This window comes from Gottfriedia sp. OAE603 (assembly GCF_040543965.1).
GTDB lineage: Bacteria > Bacillota > Bacilli > Bacillales > Bacillaceae_G > Gottfriedia > Gottfriedia solisilvae.
Window position 1 is genome coordinate 1,494,540 of record NZ_JBEUNN010000001.1, and the last position, 19,564, is coordinate 1,514,103.

At 34.5% G+C, this 19,564-nt stretch carries 14 protein-coding genes, 2 pseudogenes and 1 riboswitch; all 16 genes and pseudogenes read left to right on the top strand.

The annotated features are described in order from the left end of the window. Positions 1–112: 112 nt before the first annotated feature. The 16 genes and pseudogenes from ABID96_RS07435 to ABID96_RS07510 all read left to right on the top strand — a co-directional run bounded on the left by ABID96_RS07435 (position 113) and on the right by ABID96_RS07510 (position 19,330). Positions 113–1,051, top strand: coding sequence for a polysaccharide deacetylase family protein (locus tag ABID96_RS07435; protein WP_483301335.1), 939 nt, complete (start codon positions 113–115; stop codon positions 1,049–1,051). Between the two features lie 97 nt (positions 1,052–1,148). Then, entirely contained in the window at positions 1,149–2,387 is a 1,239-nt protein-coding gene (locus ABID96_RS07440; protein WP_192601457.1) for a M16 family metallopeptidase, read from the top strand. A 326-nt stretch (positions 2,388–2,713) separates the two neighbouring features. Then, positions 2,714–3,613 (top strand): dipicolinic acid synthetase subunit A, encoded by a 900-nt coding sequence (gene dpaA, locus ABID96_RS07445; RefSeq protein WP_192601458.1) that lies wholly within the window; start codon positions 2,714–2,716, stop codon positions 3,611–3,613. Continuing rightward, on the top strand, positions 3,613–4,212 hold the full coding sequence (gene dpaB / locus ABID96_RS07450; protein WP_192601459.1) for a dipicolinate synthase subunit B: 600 nt from the start codon (positions 3,613–3,615) through the stop codon (positions 4,210–4,212). The genes dpaA and dpaB overlap by 1 nt, the downstream gene beginning before the upstream one ends. A gap of 181 nt (positions 4,213–4,393) precedes the next feature. Further along, a complete protein-coding gene (gene asd, locus ABID96_RS07455; protein ID WP_192601460.1) occupies positions 4,394–5,437 on the top strand; it encodes an aspartate-semialdehyde dehydrogenase in 1,044 nt (347 codons plus the stop codon). A 26-nt stretch (positions 5,438–5,463) separates the two neighbouring features. After that, on the top strand, positions 5,464–6,693 hold the full coding sequence (gene dapG / locus ABID96_RS07460; protein WP_192601461.1) for an aspartate kinase: 1,230 nt from the start codon (positions 5,464–5,466) through the stop codon (positions 6,691–6,693). A 21-nt stretch (positions 6,694–6,714) separates the two neighbouring features. After that, the gene (gene dapA / locus ABID96_RS07465) at positions 6,715–7,605 is read left to right on the top strand and encodes a 4-hydroxy-tetrahydrodipicolinate synthase (RefSeq protein ID WP_192601462.1); all 891 of its coding nucleotides are present in this window, start codon (positions 6,715–6,717) and stop codon (positions 7,603–7,605) included. Between the two features lie 240 nt (positions 7,606–7,845). After that, positions 7,846–9,517, top strand: a pseudogene (locus ABID96_RS07470) (ribonuclease J). A gap of 182 nt (positions 9,518–9,699) precedes the next feature. Beyond that, positions 9,700–10,383: an ATP-dependent Clp protease proteolytic subunit gene (locus tag ABID96_RS07475; RefSeq protein ID WP_192602042.1), complete on the top strand. Its 684-nt coding sequence runs from the start codon at positions 9,700–9,702 to the stop codon at positions 10,381–10,383. Further along, positions 10,380–10,592, top strand: coding sequence for a YlzJ-like family protein (locus ABID96_RS07480; protein WP_192601463.1), 213 nt, complete (start codon positions 10,380–10,382; stop codon positions 10,590–10,592). The genes ABID96_RS07475 and ABID96_RS07480 overlap by 4 nt, the downstream gene beginning before the upstream one ends. 123 nt (positions 10,593–10,715) lie before the next feature. Continuing rightward, a pseudogene (locus ABID96_RS07485) lies at positions 10,716–13,104 on the top strand (DNA translocase FtsK). A 59-nt stretch (positions 13,105–13,163) separates the two neighbouring features. Then, positions 13,164–13,265: riboswitch (purine riboswitch) on the top strand. Positions 13,266–13,521: 256 nt separating this feature from the next. Next, complete coding sequence (locus tag ABID96_RS07490; RefSeq protein ID WP_087998492.1) at positions 13,522–14,247, top strand: GntR family transcriptional regulator; 726 nt, start codon at positions 13,522–13,524, stop codon at positions 14,245–14,247. Between the two features lie 159 nt (positions 14,248–14,406). Then, on the top strand, positions 14,407–15,504 hold the full coding sequence (locus ABID96_RS07495; RefSeq protein ID WP_192601465.1) for a BMP family lipoprotein: 1,098 nt from the start codon (positions 14,407–14,409) through the stop codon (positions 15,502–15,504). 274 nt (positions 15,505–15,778) lie between these two features. Continuing rightward, complete coding sequence (locus ABID96_RS07500; RefSeq protein WP_192601466.1) at positions 15,779–17,302, top strand: ABC transporter ATP-binding protein; 1,524 nt, start codon at positions 15,779–15,781, stop codon at positions 17,300–17,302. After that, a complete protein-coding gene (locus ABID96_RS07505; protein ID WP_192601467.1) occupies positions 17,299–18,378 on the top strand; it encodes an ABC transporter permease in 1,080 nt (359 codons plus the stop codon). Before ABID96_RS07500 ends, ABID96_RS07505 begins: the two co-directional genes overlap by 4 nt. A 4-nt stretch (positions 18,379–18,382) precedes the next feature. After that, positions 18,383–19,330 carry an ABC transporter permease gene (locus ABID96_RS07510; RefSeq protein WP_192601468.1) on the top strand — a complete coding sequence of 316 codons (948 nt, stop codon included), beginning with the start codon at positions 18,383–18,385 and terminating at the stop codon, positions 19,328–19,330. Positions 19,331–19,564 lie beyond the last annotated feature (234 nt).

Genomic DNA, 19,564 nt, shown 5'->3' on the forward strand with positions numbered 1-19,564 from the left:
AATTTAGTAGAAAGCTTGTTCTATTTTCTTTAAAAAAATCATATTCCTTCTAGTAGGAGGGTGTCCGGAAATGAGTAGAGGTAAGTTGAAAGTATTTGCATTGTCAATCGCTATGATTATTGCTTTTTTTGCTGTCAATAATCAATATACTAATCGTTATGTTTCAGTATTAACAAAGAATTCTTCTTATGTAGCAGGCCATTCTGATGCTTTATATGAAGAAATCAAAACAAAGGCACCTACATATGAAATCGCACCTAAAGACGCATATATCGATCGAGTATGGAAGGCTATTCCAGGTTATAATGGCTTATCAGTGGATATTGAAAGCTCTTATCAGAAAATGAAGAAAAAAGGTGAGTTTAACGAGAAGCAATTAGTATTTAAAGAGACTTCTCCGAAAGTTCATTTGCGAGATTTACCTCCATCACCTGTTTATAGAGGAAATCCTGAAAAACCTTTGGTTGCCTTTGCAATAAACGTAGCATGGGGGAATGAATATATTCCACGTATGCTTGAAGTTCTAAAAAAACATAACGCAGAAGCAACATTTTTCTTAGAAGGACGATGGGTAAAAGAAAATCCAACCGTAGCACAATTAATAACTGCTGCAAAACAAGAAATAGGAAATCATTCTTACACCCACCCTGATATGGCAAGATTAGGTACTAATGAGATATCAAATGAAATACAAAAAACCAATTCAGTCATTTTAGCAATTACAGATCAAAAAGTTGAATGGTTTGCTCCACCTAGTGGTAGCTATCGAGACGAGGTAGTAAATATAGCTTCAAAACTAGGTCTAGGTACAATCATGTGGACAGCTGATACAATCGATTGGCAGAAACCTCCTAAAGAAGTATTAATTAATCGAGTTATGAAAAAAGTAGACAATGGGACAATTGTCCTAATGCATCCAACTGCTCCAACTGCCGAATCACTTGATGAGTTATTAACAAAAATAGAGGCATCAGGTAGGAAAGTTGTCAATATTTCAACATTATTAGACGAAAAAAGATACGACACCATTAAAAATGTTGAAAAAAAATGACTTTTTATGTCAGCTTTGTTAAGATGATTGTAAAATATAGTAAATTTTTTCAATTTATTACAATTGTAAATGACGGTGCATACATAGGAGGCAATACATGATAGTACGACATACTTGTAAAAATGGTGTTAGAGTTGTTTTAGAAAATATTCCAACTGTTCGTTCAGTTGCAATTGGTATATGGATTAAAACTGGTTCTACAAATGAAGTCCCAGAATTAAATGGTGTATCACATTTTCTTGAGCATATGTTTTTTAAAGGTACAAAGACAAAAAGTGCAAAAGAAATTGCAGAAAGCTTTGATTCAATTGGTGGACAAGTAAATGCCTTTACATCTAAGGAATATACTTGTTATTACGCTAAGGTTTTAGATACTCACGCTGATTATGCTTTAGATGTATTAGGAGATATGTTTTTCAATTCAACTTTTGATGAAGGTGAATTAGAAAAGGAAAAAAATGTAGTATTAGAAGAAATAAAAATGTATGATGATACGCCAGATGATTTAGTACATGATCTATTAAGTAAAGTTATGTACGAGAAACATCCACTAGGATCTCCAATTCTTGGAACTGAAGAAACGTTAAAATCATTTAATGGTGATACGTTACGCCAATATATGAAGGATTTTTATACGCCAGATCAAGTTGTAGTTTCTATAGCTGGTAATATTGATGATTCTTTTGTTAGCCGAGTAGAAAATTTATTTGGAAATTACGAAGGTAAGAAGAAAGAAATCACTTTTGGTGTACCAACTTTACACTATGGTAAAATTGCACGTAAGAAGGAAACAGAGCAAGCACATCTATGTGTTGGTTACAGAGGGTTAGAAATTGGTCATGACGAATTATATCCATTAATTACATTAAATAATATTCTTGGTGGCAGTATGAGTAGTCGCCTATTCCAGGATGTACGTGAACAAAGAGGACTTGCGTATTCTGTATTCTCTTACCATTCTGCATATCAAGATAGTGGTATGGTTGCTATTTATGCCGGTACTGGCAAAAGTCAACTAAACCAGCTATTTGAAACAATTCAAGAAACATTAAAGATCTTAACAGTTGATGGCATTTCAGAAAAAGAGCTATTGAATTGTAAGGAACAATTAAAAGGGAATTTAATGTTAGGCTTAGAAAGTACAAATAGTAGAATGAGCCGAAATGGTAAAAATGAATTAATGCTGGGCGAACATCGCTCTTTAGATGAAATTATTCAATTAATAGACGGAGTAACAATTTCGAATGTTAATGATATCGCGCGATTTGTCTTTACAGATGACTATGCAGTTTCACTAGTAAGTCCTGATGGGATCATGCCAACTAGCATTAAATAACAAATTGATTAACAGAGGACCTTCAATTAATGAGGGTCCTCTTTTTTTTTTACAAAATATAAAAAATTGGGATTGAGACTAAATTGAAAACGCTTGTCTTTCGAGGAGTGAAGTTACCAAAAAATGGTAATGGGCTCCGCGAGCAAGGGAAGCAGTGAGGTAAGCGAGAGGGACCTTCAAAGAATGAAGGTCTTCTTTATATATTTCTTTTCACCAATGAGAAAGGAAATTCATAAGATATTTAGGAGAAAGATGTTAGGCGGTAGTCCTGCCTTAATTATATTCATTTCCATTTACCATAGTGAAGTAAAGAAGGTGAATGCTGCATGTTAACTGGCTTGCATATTGCTGTTTTAGGCGGAGATGCCAGACAGCTGGAAGTTATTCGGAAGTTAACAGAGTTAGACGCAAAAGTAACATTAATTGGTTTTGAACAATTAGATAGTGGTTTTACAAGCGCATCAAAAGAGTTAATTGCTGATGCAAGTTTTGAAGATTTAGATGCAATCTTATTACCTGTACCTGGTACAAATATTGAAGGAGTCGTCGATACAATTTTTTCAAGTGAAAAAGTTGTTTTGACCAAAGAGATTCTTGATAGTACACCAGAACATTGTACGATTTACTCTGGAATTAGTAATAGTTATTTAGACGGTATCATAGCAGCCTCTAATCGTAAATTAGTGAAATTATTCGAAAGAGATGATGTAGCTATTTATAACAGTATTCCGACTGTTGAAGGAACAATTATGATGGTTATTCAACATACCGAATATACGATTCATAATTCCAAAGTCGCTGTCTTAGGTTTAGGTCGTACTGGAATGAGTGTTGCTCGAACGTTTCATAGTTTAGGTGCAAAAGTAAAAGTTGGAGCTCGTAGATCTGAACATATTGCAAGAATTGTAGAGATGGGATTAGAGGCATTTGAATTTAAAAATATCGAAGAATCCCTGAAAGATGTTGATGTTGTTATTAATACAGTGCCAACTTTAATCGTAACAGCTAGTGTGATTTCAAAACTACAACCACATGCACTCATTATTGATCTAGCATCAAAGCCTGGAGGCACGGATTTTCGTTATGCAGAAAAAAGAGGAATTAAAGCATTATTAGCACCAGGCTTACCAGGAATCGTTGCTCCTAAAACAGCTGGTCAAATTATTGGAAATGTATTAACACAGCTTTTAAGAGATGATCTTGAAAAAAGAAAGGAGCAACCGTAATGTCACTTAAAGGTAAAAAGGTTGGTTTCGGAATTACTGGTTCACATTGTACGTATGAAGAGGTCGTTCCACAAATTCAAAAACTTGTTGATGATGGAGCTGACGTATATCCAGTCGTTACATTTACTGTAAAAAGTACAACAACAAGATTTGGTGTAGGAGAAGACTGGATTAAGAAAATTGAAGAAATCACTGGTCGTAAAACAGTGGATTCAATTGTTGGCGCAGAACCATTTGGACCTAAAGTTCAATTAGACTGTATGGTAATTGCGCCTTTAACTGGAAATTCTATGAGTAAATTCGCAAACGCTCAAACTGATTCTCCAGTGCTTATGGCAGCTAAAGCAACATTAAGAAATGGTAAGCCTGTTGTATTAGGTATTTCTACAAATGATGCTTTAGGTTTAAATGGAACGAATTTAATGCGTTTAATGAGTACGAAAAATATTTATTTTATCCCATTTGGGCAAGATGATCCGGTTAAAAAACCGAACTCATTAGTGGCAAGAATGGAATCTTTACTTGAAACAGTTAAAGCCTCGATTGAAGGAAAGCAGCTTCAACCTGTTTTAGTAGAAAAATATCGCGATTTGCAATAATAAATTTGGAAAAAATAACTCCGATTTATTTTTTCTATGTTAGAATGAAGAAAATTGAGTATGTGTCTTGGGATACATACTCGTTCCTATGAATAGAAATGTCCAAACTAAAAGCTTTGAAATATCACTAAAAATCGCGTAAACTATTTAATAAAAGTTAGAAATAGGGAAGGTGCAAATTGTGGGAAATAAAGAAAATTATGTTGTAGCTGTAGTCGGAGCTACTGGTGCAGTAGGTCAACAAATGATTGCTACTTTAGAAAAAAGAGACTTTCCGGTAAAAGAAATTAAATATTTATCTTCAAAACGTTCTGCTGGGACGACTTTATATTATAAAGGTCAAGAAGTTATTGTACAAGAAGCGACTCCAGACGCGTTTGAAGGTGTTGATATTGCATTATTTAGTGCGGGTGGTTCTGTGTCAAAAGAACTTGCTCATGAAGCTGTTAAAAGAGGCGCAGTAGTTGTAGATAACACGAGTGCATTTAGAATGGCCGAAGATGTTCCTTTAGTAGTACCTGAAGTGAATGATAAAGATTTATTTAACCATAAAGGAATTATTGCAAATCCAAATTGTTCTACAATTCAAATGGTAGTTGCTCTTGAACCTATTCGTCAAACAATCGGTTTAAATAAAGTTGTTGTTTCAACATACCAAGCAGTATCAGGTGCAGGTGTAACAGCTATTGAAGCATTAAAAGAGCAAGCACAAGCGTTTTTAAATGGCGAAGAAGCAACTCCTTCTGTATTACCAGTGAAAAGCGGAGAAAAGCATTATCAAATCGCATTTAATGCAATTCCTCAAATCGATGTTTTTACAGAGAATGGTTATACTTATGAAGAGATGAAAATGATAAATGAAACAAAAAAAATCATGCACTTACCTGAATTAAAAATAAGCGCAACTTGTGTAAGATTACCAGTTATTTCTGGGCATTCAGAGTCAGTATATATCGAAGTAGATAAAGAGGTTACAGTTGAAGAACTTAAAACAATTTTAAGCGATGCACCTGGAATCGTACTTCAAGATGATCCAGATCAACAACTTTATCCAATGCCATTTTATAGTATTGGAAGTAACGATGTATTTGTTGGACGTATTCGTAAAGATTTAGACAATCCATTAGGATTCCATTTATGGATCGTATCAGATAATTTATTAAAAGGTGCTGCTTGGAATTCAGTTCAAATTGCTGAAAAATTGATTGAATTAAGCATCATTTAGTGAGAAACAGCTAGAGAGGTGCAAGGATGAAAATTTTAGTCCAAAAATTTGGTGGGACTTCAGTACGTGATGAGAATGGTAGATCACACGCACTTAAACATATAAAAGAAGCTTTAGAAAAAGGTTATAAGTTAGTAGTAGTTGTGTCAGCCATGGGTCGAAAAGGTGAACCATACGCTACTGATACATTGTTAAACTTAGTAGGGGCAAAAAGAAGTAAGGTTTCTCAAAGAGAACTTGACTTATTAATGTCATGTGGAGAAACAATATCTTCTATTGTATTTTCTAATTTATTAAATGAAAATGGAATTCATGCTACTGCAATGACAGGTGCATCAGCGGGATTTCGTACAAATGATGAATTTGGAAATGCTAAAATATTAGATATGAAATGCGGCCGCCTACTCAAAGAGCTTGAAAACTACGATGTTGTAGTTGTGGCAGGTTTCCAAGGTGCTACAACTAAAGGTGATATCACAACATTGGGTAGAGGTGGAAGTGATACTTCAGCTTCAGCTCTTGGTGTTGCTGTTGGGGCAGAAACAATTGAAATTTTCACTGACGTTGAAGGTGTAATGACTGCTGACCCAAGAATTGTAAAAGAAGCACGTCCTTTATCTGTCGTAACATATGCAGAAATATGCAATATGGCATATCAAGGGGCAAAGGTAATTCATCCACGAGCGGTTGAAATAGCAATGCAAGGTAAAGTACCAATTCGAATTCGTTCAACATACTCAAATAGTCTAGGTACGCTTGTAACGTCAAATCCTTCTCAAAAATTAATTGGTGGAGATATTCAAGATCGATTAATTACAGGAATTGCACATGTGCCTAATGTTACTCAAATTCGTGTAACATCAAAAGAACATACTTTTGATTTGCATTCTCAAGTATTTAAAGCAATGGCAAATAAAGGTATTAGCGTTGATTTTATAAATATTTCACCAAATGGTGTTGTGTACACTGTTAGCGATGAGGTTGCTACAAAGGCAATCGATGTATTAAAAGGAATAGGCTATGAGCCTTCTTATACGACTGGATGTGCAAAAGTATCAATCGTTGGTGCAGCAATTGCAGGAGTGCCAGGTGTAACATCAAAAATTGTTACAGCTCTTGCCGAAAAAGGCATTCAAATACTTCAATCTGCTGATAGCCATACAACTATTTGGGTACTTGTAAAAAATGAAGATATGATTGAAGCGGTTACTGCCTTACATGAGGCGTTTGAACTTAGCTCGGTAAAAATGGATTAATTATTTGATCGGAGTGGGAAAATGAGTAGATTTGGTAAAATTTCAACTGCGATGGTAACACCTTTTGATTCAAAGGGTAATATTGATTTCGCAAAAACAACAAAACTTGTGAATTACTTAATTGAAAATGGCACGGATTCAATCGTGGTTTGTGGTACAACGGGAGAATCTCCAACATTAACATCAGAAGAAAAATTAGCATTAATTCGCCACGTTGTTACGGTTGTTGATGGCCGAATTCCAGTAATTGCTGGAACAGGAAGTAATGACACAAGAGCAACTGTTTCTTTAACCAAAAAAGTTACTGAGCTTGGTGTAGATGCAATTATGGTAGTCGTACCATATTACAATAAGCCAAATCAAGAAGGGTTATACCAACACTTTAAAGCAGCAGCAGAAAGTACTGAACTTCCTGTGATGTTATACAATGTGCCTGGTAGAACTGTTGCAAACCTAGCAATTGATACAGTTGTAAGACTTGCAGAAGTTCCAAATATTGTTGCAATTAAAGATGCTACAGGTAATTTAGGTGTTATGACTGAAATCATTGACCGCACACCTGAGGACTTTGAACTTTATTGTGGAGATGACGGATTAACACTACCAGCATTTGCAATCGGTTCAAAAGGAACTGTATCAGTGGCATCACATGTATTAGGAAATGAAATGCAACTATTAGCTGAAAGCTTCTTCACGGGAAATATGGAGCAAGCACAATTTTTACACCGTAAACTTTTACCGTTATTTGATGGTTTCTTTATGGCACCAAGCCCAAGTCCAATTAAAACAGCTTTACAAATGAAAGGCTTAGATGTTGGTGGCGTACGTTTACCACTAGTTCCATTAACAGAAGCTGAGCGCACAACATTAAGCTCACTTATGAACCAATTGGAAGAAGCATTACAAAATTAATAAAATGTCAAACCATTTTTGAGCATGCAACGCTGTTCAAAAATGGTTTTTTTTGTTGTCAAAAAATGAAAAAATTTTAATAAACCTATCTATTCTCTAGTCATCTATGCAATTCATTTTACACGACTATTTTCCTTTTTAAGGAAGAATGTATCTTGTTTTCATTGTTCCTACTAGGATATAATGTTTGTAAGATTTTGAACGGTCTGTAAATTTAATATGTAATAGGAGGAACATGTAGTGGCTAAAGAAATAAATGAACAAGTAAAAGTATTTGCCCTAGGTGGGGTTGGAGAAATCGGAAAAAATATGTATGTTGTTGAAGTAGGTGAAGCAATTTATGTACTTGATGCGGGTCTTAAATTTCCTGAACAAGAAATGTACGGAATTGATCATGTCATACCTGATGTGAGTTATTTGGAGAAAAACGCTCAAAGACTAGTGGGTGTTTTTATCACACACGGGCATGAAGATCATATTGGTGCTATTCCTTATATTATGAAAAGGCTTCCGAATGTAAAATTTTATACAAATAAACTAGCATATTTATATATACGAGAAAAGTTAAGTGAAAAAGGAATTAAAAATATGGATCAATTTGAACTTTATGATGAGCAAAGTTCATTTGAATTCGGTCTAAGTTCAATTCGCTTTTTCCGTACAACACATAGTATTCCAGATTCTTTTGGTATTTGTATTGATACACCACAAGGCTCTGTTGTATATACTGGAGATTTTAAATTTGATCAATCGAAAAGCCCGTACAAAGGCGCTGATATTGGGAAACTTGCATTAATCGGTAATAAAGGAGTTCTATGCTTGCTTTCTGATAGTACAAATGCAGAAAAACTAGGATTCTCTGGTTCTGAGAAAAAAGTTTCTGAAGAGATTAAAAAGGAAGTTATGAATGCAAAAGGAAGAGTAATCATCACATGTTTTTCTTCAAATATTTATCGCATTCAACAAGTTATTGACGCTTGTATAGCTGCAGACCGAAAATTGGCAGTTGTAGGTAGTAGTATGGTCAAATCAATAGAATTAGCGAAGGAATTAGATTACTTAACAATTCCTGAAGATTTATTTATATCAGTAGTTGATACAGATAACTTTAAACAAAGTGATGTCGTAATTTTAACAACTGGTACACAAGGTGAACCGATGTCAGCTCTTTCTAGAATCGCAAAAGGAACACATAAACAAGTATCTATTCGAAAAGGGGATACAGTATTAATGGCAGCAACGCCAATCCCAGGAAATGAAATGCTTGTCTCTTCATCAGTAAATCTACTATTTAGAGCTGGCGCGAATGTAATATACGGGTATAAGAAAGTTCATGTATCTGGTCATGGTTATGAGGAAGAATTAAAACTAATGCTAGAATTAATGAAACCACAATATTTCCTACCGGTTCATGGGGAATACCGTATGCAAAAAGCACATGGACATATTGCTGAAGAAGTTGGCATTCCGAAAGAAAATATATTTATTGTTGAAAAAGGCGATGTTGTATCATTTGAAAATGGACTTGCTAATCGCACTGAAAGAGTTGAAGTTGGCAATGTGCTAATCGATGGAATCGGTGTTGGAGATGTAGGTAATATCGTATTGAGAGATCGCAAGCTTCTTTCACAGGACGGAATTCTAGTAGTTGTTGTCACATTTAATAAGCAGAAACGATTAATTCTATCTGGTCCAGAAATTATCACACGAGGTTTTGTTTATGTAAGAGAATCGGAAAAGCTTATTACTAGATCAACTGAAATGGTTAAGGACATTACCGAAAGAATGTTACAAAATGATCAAATAGAATGGACACTGTTAAAAAATTCAATAAGAGATGGACTAAGTGCTTATTTATATGAAGGAAACTAAGCGTAGACCTATGATACTTCCAATTTTAATGGAAGTTTAAATTTAAAAAGAGAAGCTTATTAAAAGCTTCTCTTCTTTGCAAATGAAGGTATGTTTTCCTTTAAATTTTCACATACTAACATGTATGAAAAATGATAGGGGGAACAGTCTGTGTCAAATTCAAATAATGAAACACCAATCCCAAACGAAGAATCACCCTCAAAGCCAAATGATCAAAAAGAGATGAGTATTGTTGAAAAAATACAGCAGCTTGGTCAAACAAATGTACCGACTGCTAATGATTCAAAAATACATTGTTTAACTATTATTGGTCAAATTGAAGGTCATGTTGCACTTCCACCACAAAATAAAACAACGAAATACGAACATTTAATTCCACAATTGGTTGCAATTGAGCAAAATCCAAAAATTGAAGGATTATTAATTGTTTTAAATACAGTTGGAGGTGATGTTGAAGCTGGACTTGCTATTTCAGAAATGGTAGCTTCTTTAACTAAACCATCAGTTTCAATTGTTCTAGGTGGAGGTCATAGTATCGGGGTTCCAATTGCTGTTAGTACGGACTATTCATTTATTGCTGAGACAGCTACGATGACGATCCATCCTATTCGATTAACTGGACTTGTGATCGGAGTGCCTCAAACATTCGAGTATCTTGATAAGATGCAAGAAAGGGTTACTGGTTTTGTAACAAAGCATTCAAAGATTACTGATGAGCGTTTCAAAGAATTAATGTTTACAAAAGGAAATCTAACACGAGATATAGGTTCTAATGTAGTAGGTATTGACGCTGTGAAATATGGTTTAATTGACGATGTTGGTGGTATTGGGCAAGCAATACAAAAACTTCAAGAATTAATAGATGAAAGAAAAGAAAAATCGAATAAAGAGGAGAATGCATTTTGATTCTTTATACAATTATGCCACTTGAATCTATTTATCCTACTGATCAACAAGAATATACTCAGCAGCAATATATGGAGTACAACGGAGTACCAATGCTAGTAGATAGTGTTGGTGGCAGTTCTTTCGAAATTAGAAGAATTGTTAGTACAGATCCCGAGCATTATATGCAATATGAGCCAGGACAACGAATATTCATCCTACCAACTTAAGGTAAATGTTAACAATACATGGTAAACATATGTTCTGATATGTTATAATAAATTCAATTTAAGAAAGCAGCCATATGGCTGCTTTCTTTGGCGAATCTGCATTCTTAGATGGGGGTGAAATACATGGCAAAACAAAAACAACAAAAATCAAAAGCTCGAAAATCTACTAGTGGTTCGGGATCAATATGGTATGAGATTAGCGGTCTACTATTCATAGCACTATCAATCATTACAATTTTAAAACTAGGCATAGTAGGGAAATCATTTGTCCTATTCCTACGATTTTTCTTCGGTGAATGGTATATGTTAAGTTTTCTATTTATTATCGGCTTGTCTGCTTATAGTATTATCTACCGAAAAAGGCCACCTTTTATATCGAGTATAACGATGGGCGGCTTATTAATCTTCTTTAGTATACTGATGTTTAGTCATGTTACTCTATTTGATTTACTAGCAAAAGGTAACCAATTTAAGGATCAATCTGTTCTGAAGAGTACATTTGATTTATTTATGATTGAGGCAAAAGGTCAAATTAGTACAGTCGATCTTGGTGGCGGAATGATTGGTGCAATATTATTTGCTATTTTATATTTCCTATTTGATCGCACTGGAGCTATATTATTTGGTGTCATTGCAATTGTAGCTGGTATTTTATTTATTACTGGGAAACCACTTGGTGGGTATCTTTATCAATACATCGTGCCAAAGCTTAGAAATGTAATATCAGATATATTCAAAGATTTCCGTAATTTTTGGAAGCGCGAGCGTGAACCTAAAACGTCTGGTAGAAGAGCGGCTGCAAAACAAAAAAGGAAATCTAATCAAGAACAAAAAGAAGATGAAATGATTCAACCTTCGAATACGGTCAATAGAGATATAGAAATTGCCGGTATTTATGAGGAGGAAGTACTTGAGGAACCAAAGGAAATTCAAATTGAATACTCCCCTACATATCAACCTAATGTAAGTGTAAAAGAACAAGTAAGTGCAAATAGTGCAAATATCAATTCTTCTACTAATACCGAAGACGATGACAATTCTATCGATATTCCGGTTGCAGAAGTAGGCATGGATGAGAAAGTAGATTATGTATTACCATCAATGGATTTACTTGCATTTCCAAAAGGTGTTAAAAAGAGAGAAAATGAATCAAAGCTAAAAGAAAATGCGGACAAGCTAGAACGAACCTTCCAAAGTTTTGGTGTAAAAGCCAATGTAACGAAAGTTCATCATGGCCCAGCAGTTACAAAGTACGAAGTGTATCCTGAGGCTGGTGTAAAGGTAAGTAGGATTGTTAATTTAAGTGATGATTTGGCACTTGCCCTAGCAGCGAAAGATATTCGAATAGAAGCACCAATTCCTGGAAAGTCGGCTGTTGGAATAGAAGTTCCTAATGCAAACATAACAACAGTACTGCTTAGAGAAGTTCTTGAAACGAAAAATCCTAAACTACAAAATCCTTTGGCAGTATCACTTGGAAAAGATATTGCTGGTGAAGCGGTATTTGCAGAACTTAATAAAATGCCACATTTACTAGTAGCTGGTGCAACCGGTAGTGGAAAAAGTGTATGTATTAATGGGATTATTGTTAGTATATTAATGAATGCAAAACCTTCTGAAGTAAAATTGATGTTAATCGATCCTAAGATGGTAGAACTAAATGTATATAATGGTATACCACATTTATTAACACCAGTTGTTACAAATCCGAAAAAAGCATCTCAAGCACTTCGAAAAGTAGTAAGTGAAATGGAAAGGCGATATGAGTTATTTTCTCATACAGGTACTAGAAATATTGAGGCTTATAATGAATTAATACGCCAAAATAACAATATGTTGGATGCGAAACAACCTCTATTACCATTTATTGTCGTCATTGTCGATGAGCTTGCAGACTTAATGATGGTAGCTTCAAGTGATGTTGAAGATTCAATAACTCGTTTAGCACAAATGGCTAGAGCGGCTGGTATTCATTTAATAATCGCAACACAAAGACCATCAGTTGATGTTATTACTGGTGTTATTAAAGCAAATATTCCTTCACGAATCGCCTTTAGTGTTTCTTCGCAAACAGATTCTAGAACCATTTTAGATTCAGGCGGTGCTGAGAAGCTTTTAGGTAGAGGAGATATGCTTTATCAACCAATCGGAGCTTCCAAACCAACTCGTGTACAAGGTGCTTTCTTATCAGATGATGAGGTTGAGCGTGTTGTAGAATTTACAATTTCACAGCAAAAAGCACAATACCAAGAGGAAATGATGGTAAAAGAAGAGAAAGATGGAAAGACTGAAGTAGATGATGAACTGTATAATGAAGCAGTTGAATTAGTTACAAATATGCAATCTGCATCAGTTTCTTTACTACAAAGAAGATTTCGGCATTGGTTACACAAGAGCAGCGAGATTAATTGATGCAATGGAAGATAATGGAATCGTTGGCCCTTATGAAGGAAGTAAACCAAGAGAGGTATTAGTTAGTAAACCAACAGAAGATGAACAAGCGTCATCATAATCTTTTGAAAATTTGCTCGAACTTTATTGACAGTTTTAGACAAGAAATGCTATTATTTTCTTCAGATAGATGTAAGTCCTCATATAAATTCGACATTATGGGTCGAAAGTTTCTACATTGCAACCGGTATTTGCAATACTATGGGGAAAAAGCATTATTATGGAGAAAATGAGATCGTATACTAGAATCATTGACTCTTATAATCTAGCTTTTTCACTGTGTGAAACTGGGGGATTATAAGAGTCTTTTTTATGTGTATTAAAGGGGAATCCTTACATTTCGACAAATGTATTAAAGCGTTTACAAAAAATATACAGAAAGTATTGAAAAGATTTAAAAATAACAGTATAGTAAAGAAGGATTATACGACAGAGGTCTAACAACTGATGTCTGAAATCCAAGTTTGGGGGATGGAACATGAAAATTAAAACAGACTCCAGGTTACTCTATCTCCAAGTGATGGATCGAATAAAACAAGATATAGATAATGGAATTTATTTGCCACATCATAAGTTACCTTCAGAGTATGAGTTGTCTAAGATATTTGGAGTAAGTAGAGCAACGTTGCGAGAAGCATTAAGGGTATTAGAAGAAGAAAATATTTTGGTTCGAAGACATGGAGTAGGTACTTTTGTAAAACCGAAACCGATCTTTAGGACAGGCATCGAACAATTGAATAGTGTTTCTGAAATGATTGTTGATGCAGGTAAGGAGCCTGGTACAATCTTTTTATCTTCTAAACTATTAGTTCCTACTAAAGAAGATTTAAATAATTTCAATATTACTGAAGATGATCGTATTCACGTCGTTGAACGCATACGTACTGCAAATGAGGAACCGGTTGTTTATTGTATAGATAAACTACCTACTAATTATTTCAAACAAGTACCTTCATTTGAAGATCATTCATTTTTTTCATATATCAAAAAAGTGACAGGTCGAAACATAGAATACTCAAGTGCAAGAATTGAACCAATTGGTTATCACGATAAAGTATCACCTTTACTACAGTGTGAACCAGAAGTATCACTTTTATTAATTGAACAGCTACATTTTGATGATTTAAATCGAGCTGTACTTCATTCTTACAATTATTTTAGAGCGGACCAGTTTAGTTTTAACGTTTTGCGTAAAAGAAATTAACTGCATATACAAAAGTAATTTAAGAGAAAATAAAAAAGGCTGGTATTTCTAAAAAAAACTGAAAATTTCATAAAAAAATTATTAGGGAGGTGGATCGTTAAGTAAACGATTATATACCAAGCTAGTACAAATGTAAATAAATTTAAGGGGGCAAAATTTATGAAGTTAAAAAAAGCTGGTCTTATTCTTTCAATGGCTTTAGCTGCAGGTACAATTTTAGGCGCTTGTGGTAAAGATGGAGGAAAAGATGTAGAAGGCGCATTTAAAGTAGGTATGGTAACAGACTCAGGTACAATTGACGATAAGTCATTTAACCAAGGTACTTGGGAAGGTATTAAAGCTGGAGCTAAAGATTTAAGCTTCAATGAGAAAAAAGATACAAAATACTTAAAGCCATCTGGAAGTACTGAAGCAGACTACTTAAAAGAAATTGGTAACTTACACGATGCTGGTTTCAAATTCATCGTAACGCCTGGTTTCAAATTCGAAACAGCAATTTTTAAAGCGCAAGATAAATATAAAGATGACAAATTCGTTATCATCGATGGAACTCCACACTCTGGTGATTTCAAACCTGTAGTTAAAGATAACACAGTTTCAATTTTCTTCGCTGAGCATGAAGCTGGTTACTTAGCAGGTATTGCAACTGCAGTTCAATTAAAAACTGGTGATGTTGGATTTATTGGTGGTATGGAAATTCCTGCAGTTCAAAAATTTAACTGGGGATTCCAACAAGGTGTTAAATATGCAAACGAAAACCTTGGAACTAGTATCTCTTTAAAAGCTCAAAACGTAATTTATCAAGGAAGCTTTGATAACGTAGCTGCTGGACAACAAATTGCTGCTCAAATGTATGACCGTGGTGTTAAAGCGATCTTTACTGCTGCTGGTGGTGTAGGTATTGGTGCAATCACAGAATCTAAAGCTCGTGCAAAAGCTGGTAAAGAAGCTTGGGTTATCGGTGTAGACGTTGACCAATATTCTGAAGGTATCTACGAAGGCAACAAATCAACAATTTTAACTTCTGCTATGAAGGATGTTTCTAAAGCAGCTTCTGATATGATGAAAGCTGAAAAAGACGGAAAATTCCCTGGTGGACAAACTTTAATTTTCGATGCTAAAAACGATGGTATTGGTTTACCAAAAGAAAATCCAAACTTAAGCAAAGAAACTTTAACAAAAGTTGAAGAAGTATTTGGAAAAATTAAGTCTGGTGAAATCGTTGTAGCGAGTGAAAAAGGCGATTTAATCAAGTAATTTTTAAAATGATTCGATTCATTGAATAGTTAAAAGAAGAAGCATAAGGAAAGGAATTCCACCTTTTTGTATGCTTCTTCTACAACTTTCAAGGAACATCATGCCTTAATCAAATGTAAGCACTTAATATGGTAAAGTTTACTTTTGATTAGGGCATGAGTAGTGGGTGAGTGAGAGACCCTCCCTAAAAAATATAAAATAGGTAAATATTTCGAACTCAAATAAAAACGTATTAGTGAATAAATGATTTCGTAATATAAAAAGGAGGAAAATTATGGAATATGTAGTGGAAATGTTAAATATAACAAAAGAATTTCCTGGAATTATAGCGAATGACAATATTACACTACGATTAAAAAAAGGTGAAGTTCACGCTCTATTAGGAGAAAATGGAGCTGGAAAATCAACTTTAATGTCCGTCCTTTTTGGTATGTATACTCCTGAAAAAGGTACGATCAAAGTAAGAGGGAAAGAAGTTAAAATCGCTAACCCGAATGTTGCAAATGAACTTGGAATCGGAATGGTTCATCAACATTTTAAACTTGTTGCAAACTTTACAGTTACTGAAAATATTATTTTAGGTCTTGAACCAAAAAAAGGTCTAGTCGTTGATATTAAAACTGCAGCTAAACGTATTGAAGAATTATCTAAAACTTACGGTTTAAACGTAGACCCGTATGCGAAAATTGAAGACATTTCTGTTGGGATGCAACAAAGGGTAGAAATTCTGAAAACGTTATATCGTAATGCAGAAGTTTTAATCTTAGACGAACCAACAGCAGTACTTACGCCTCAAGAAATTCAAGAATTAATGAACATCATTAAAAATTTAATTAATGAAGGCAAATCAATCATAATCATTACTCATAAATTAAAAGAAATTAAAGCTGTTGCTGATCAATGTACTGTTATTCGTCACGGTAAATATATCGGTACTGTAGATGTTAAACAAACTTCTGAGTCTGAAATGGCATCTATGATGGTCGGACGTCAGGTATCTTTTAAAGTTGATAAACAAGCTGCAACTCCTGGTGAAGTTGTACTAGATGTAAATAACTTAAGTGTTAAAAACAATAAAAAAGTACTAGGTCTTAAAAATGCTTCACTTCAAGTACGTGCAGGTGAAATTGTTGGTATTGCTGGTGTAGAAGGCAATGGCCAATCTGAACTTGTAGAAGCGATTACTGGTTTAAGACCGATTGAAGAAGGAACGATTCTTCTAAAAGGACAAGATATTACAAAAAATAGTATCCGTGAAAGAATTCATAATGGAATTGCGCATATCCCAGAAGATAGACAAAAAAGAGGTCTTGTTTTGGAATATACGATAGAAGAAAATGTTGTTTTAGAAATTTATAATCAAGAGCCATATTCTAAATTTGGTATTTTAGATAAAGCTGCAATTGCCAAACATGCAAAGAAAATTATTGAAGAGTTTGATGTTCGTTCAGGTGAAGGAGCTAAAACAGTTGTAGAATCAATGTCTGGTGGTAATCAGCAAAAAGCAATTATTGGTCGTGAAATTGAGCTACAACCAGAATTATTAATTGCATGTCAACCAACTCGTGGATTAGATGTAGGTTCAATCGAGTACATTCATAAAAGATTAATTGAACAAAGAGATAGTGGAAAAGCTGTTCTACTAATTTCTTTAGAGCTTGATGAAGTCTTAAATCTTTCTGACCGTATTGCAATTGTAAATGGTGGGGAAATCATTGACATTGTAGATGCAAAAAATACGAATGAAGATGAATTAGGACTTATGATGGCAGGTATAAAGAGGGGTGAAGGGGCATGAAAAAGGACGGAATCATTTCTTTAATTGCCATTTTATTAGGATTAATTGCTGGTGCAATTCTAATTGCAGTAACTGGTAATGATCCAATTGAAGGATTTACGTATTTATTCCAAGGTGGTTTACAGAATTCTGAACGTATCGGTAATACATTAGCTACAGCTACACCATTAATTTTAGCCGGTCTTTCTGTTGCATTCGCATTTAGAACTGGTCTATTTAATATCGGTGCTGCTGGACAAATGTTATTTGGTGGATTTTGTGCAACTGCTATTGGATTGACACTAGATTTACCATCAATCGTTATTGTTCCTTTAATGGTTATTGTTGGATTTTTAGCAGGTGCTTTATGGGCATTTATCCCAGGTCTTTTAAAAGCTAAATTTAATGTTCATGAAGTTGTTTCTACAATCATGATGAACTGGATTGCTTATTGGACAATTTACTATTTAGTTCCTCAGTATTTTAAAGGTAATACTGAAACTGAATCAAAAAATCTTCCAGATAGTGCTACATTAAAAATGCACTGGTTATCTGATTTATTCGGTGGATCATATATAAACTTTGGTCTATTCCTTGCAGCTATTATGGTAATTGTTATTGCATTTATCATTAATCGTACTGTACTAGGTTATGAATTAAAAGCAGTAGGTTATAATCGTAGTGCAGCAGAATACGCAGGTATTTCTGTAAATCGTAACGTAATCTTATCAATGATGATTTCAGGTGGATTAGCAGGACTTGCAGGGGTTGTTCAATATGCAGGTAATGCTTCAACAATCCAAATTGGTATTTTACCATCTGTAGGATTTGATGGAATTGCTGTTGCTTTATTAGGTATGAACACACCGATCGGTGTTTTCTTCTCAGCAATATTCTTTGGTCTTTTATACTCTGGTAAAGGTTTTATGAGTGCAATGACTGCAATTCCACCAGAGATTGCTGATGTTATTATTGCAATCATTATTTATTTCGCTGCGACTAGTGTCTTAATTAAAAAGGTAACGGATTACTTCGGTAAGAAACGTAAGTATAAAAAAGAAGCAGTTGAAAGCAATGTTGGAGAGAAGGTGAAATAAGGCAATGGATACTATCATACAAATTTTCCCATATGCGATTGCCTATACGATTCCTTTATTAATCGTAGCGTTAGGTGGACTATTTTCTGAACGAAGCGGTGTTGTAAATATCGGATTAGAAGGTCTTATGGTTGTTGGTGGCTTTGCAAGCGCATTAACAATTTCAAAATTACAAGAAACAAACCCAGGTGAAGCTTGGGTAATCTGGGTAGGTCTTTTAGTTGCAGTTATTGCAGGTGCCTTATTCTCATTATTACACGCATTTGCTAGTATTAATTTAAATGCAGACCAAGTTATCAGTGGGATCGCAATCAATATGATTGCGGGTGCATTAACAATATTCTTAGCTAGAAATTTAACTGGATCAGGTAATATTCGTGTGAACGGGTTGGATCGTGGAGATGTTTCATTCTTAAGTGAAATTCCTATAATCGGTGACCTATTCTTTAAAAATGCTTACGCAACAACATGGTTAGTATTACTTATTCTAATTGTTAGTACTTTTGTTATTTATAAAACAAGATTTGGTTTACGTTTACGTGCTTGTGGTGAATATCCTCAAGCAGCAGATGCAGCTGGTATTAATGTTTATCGCATTCGTTATTTAGGCGTTATCATTTCTGGTGCATTTTCAGGCTTAGGGGGAGCAATCATTTTAGTAACATATTCTGGTGAGTTTACTGGAAGTGTTGCCGGCTTAGGTTTCCTTGCAATCGCCGCATTAATCTTTGGTCAGTGGAAGCCACTGGGTATTCTTGCAGCAACATTATTCTTTGGTGTTGCAACAACAGTTGCAAACGTTTCGCAAGTAATTCCAAGCTTGGCACAAATTCCACCACTAGCATTAAAGTTATTCCCATACGTAGTAACACTTATTGCGTTAGTTATCTTCTCTAAATCATCTCAAGCACCAAAATCTGTTGGTGTTGCTTATGAAAAAGGGAAACGTTAATATATTCTCGGGGAAGCTTCCTGTCAGCAGGAAGCTTCTTTTTTGTATGTAAATTTTTAGAAGTTAACAAATGTAGTTTTCATATCTACGTTATTCCGAATAAAGACACACCAACTCCGTCTAAAATGGCTAGTCTTTCGCCAGGAATCAATACTTTAATTTTAGAAATTTGGGTAAACTAAGCTGTAGGTTTAATTTTTGGTAAAATTAGAGATACAATGAAGATATTGGAAA